The sequence below is a fragment of the Pseudomonas sp. MWU12-2345 genome, assembly GCF_023242385.1.
Lineage (GTDB): Bacteria > Pseudomonadota > Gammaproteobacteria > Pseudomonadales > Pseudomonadaceae > Aquipseudomonas > Aquipseudomonas gingeri_D.
The window spans coordinates 1-1997 of record NZ_JALLJA010000044.1; the positions used below are offsets into that span (position 1 = coordinate 1).

The 1997-nt window shown below is 60.9% G+C and carries 1 pseudogene; it reads left to right on the plus strand.

Annotated features, from left to right (window positions below):
* Positions 1 to 1997, plus strand: a pseudogene (locus tag M5C71_RS33550) (hypothetical protein); the annotation flags it as partial.

A 1997-nucleotide genomic window follows, 5' to 3' on the forward strand; every position in this document is an offset into this window, starting at 1 on the left:
GTCTGATCGCCTGACCACCGGTTATTTCATCCTGGACTATACGGTCACGCTGCCCGGTACCGATCCCGATCCTTCGCCCCGCACCAACATCTACATCAAGCTGACACGCCCCGGCGGACGCGACATGGACCCCGGTACTCCCGGCCATTCCGAACTGCATATGGTGATTCCCGAAGATATCCTCCTGGAGGGCGTCGATGCCGATACCCCCTTCGTTCCGATCGAAATCAAATCCCCCGTTGCCGGGATGCCGGCCTATCCCAATATCGAAGAAGGCGACCGCATTCGCCTGTACTGGGGGAGCGAGGAAATCGAGCACGTTGTGACAGACGAGGAAGCCAACGACCCCGACAACCACGTGATTGTCATCACCGTCGACAAGGCGGTGATCGACGAGGAAGGCGACTCCGAGGCCGACGGCATTCCAGTGGCTTTCTATGTCCTGGATGTGGTCAATAACCGCTCCGAGGACTGGAGCGCCACGATTCGTATCGACGTTGACACCGGCAGCTCACGGCTCACCGCGCCGATTATCGAGGAAGCCTTCAACAACGTCCTGAACATGGACACCTTGCCCAACCCCGACACGGTGACCGCTCGCGTCATGGCGATGAACCTCGTCCCCGGCCGCACCGACTTCGCCCCGGGCGACGAGATCGAGATACGCCTGCGAGGCATCTCGCTAGAGGGAGAAACGGTAGACCGTGTGTATGAGCTTAAAACCGTTACCAGTGTGCCCAGCATCGTCGATATTCCCATGCCCAGCATCGATGTCCGTCTACTGGTCAACACCCGGGCGGCGCTCTCCTACCGTTTGGTCAAGGCGGATGGCTCCGCCGACCTGCGCTCCAAAAGCCAGTTCATCGAGGTCATCGGCGAAGCCAGGCAACTGGCCGCGCCCATCGCCGAGGACGCTATCGCCGGCACCCTTGATCCCGCGTTGCCCTATACCCTGATCGAGATTCCCTGGGATGAAAGCATGACCGAGGGCCAAGCCATTGACCTGAAGTGGCTCGGCACGCGAGGCACCCAGATTTACTTTCCATCCTTTCCTCTTCGCCTGATCAGCCATGGCGAAGAGAGGGACAAAGAGTCGCTTCACATCTCGGTCGACGGTGAACATTTGCGCGCCATCGACGGTGGCACGCTGGAGCTCTTCTACCTGCTGCTGCGCGATACGGACGCCCGCGAAGTCGTCAGTCGCCAGTCCTTGCATGCCGACCTGCTGAACATCGGCGAGCCCGTCGCCGAGCTACCTCCACCTGATGTTGAAGGCGAGCAGGACGGTGTCCTTGATCCTGCGGATGTGCCCGCTGGGACTCGCTTGATTGTCCGGCAATATGACGGGCAGATTCGCGGCGATAAGGTGCACTACGTCTGGAACGGCTCACGAACCGGGATCAAAACCGACTCCACCCCGATCACTGAAATCAACGAGACTTCGGATATCCCTTTCTCCATCAACTTCGACCTGATCAAGAACAACGAGGGAGGGACCGTGAAGGCCTCCTATTGGGTGAAGCGTGTGACGGGAAGGATCAGTCCCTCGGAGGTCCTGCCGATGGATATCGGCACGGCCATGGACCTGGCCGCTCCCAGCGTCAAGCAGGCCACCGGAGTTTCGCCCAACCAGCAACTCAATCCGGTGGCGGCCAAGGATGCCCTGACCGTGGTCATTCCGAATTACGGCATCCGACCCGGTGATCAGGTCCGCGTGACCTGGGCAGGTACTGCGGGAGAGGGTTCCTACGTCACCCCGGCACAAACACTTCCCACCAGCCGCGAGATCGATATGCCGGTCGAGGTGATCGCCTACAACCTGGGCCGGCCGGTGACAGTCACCTACACCGTGACCCCCAGCGGGGGCAGCGAATCGCCGCCATCTGCCCCACTCGATCTGGCGGTACTGCCCCTCGCCCAGGACGATCTGCTGGACGCCAGGCCGAAGCTCCTGCAAGCCGCCAATGGCGGTGAGGGTACTGAGCTGGATCTGAACG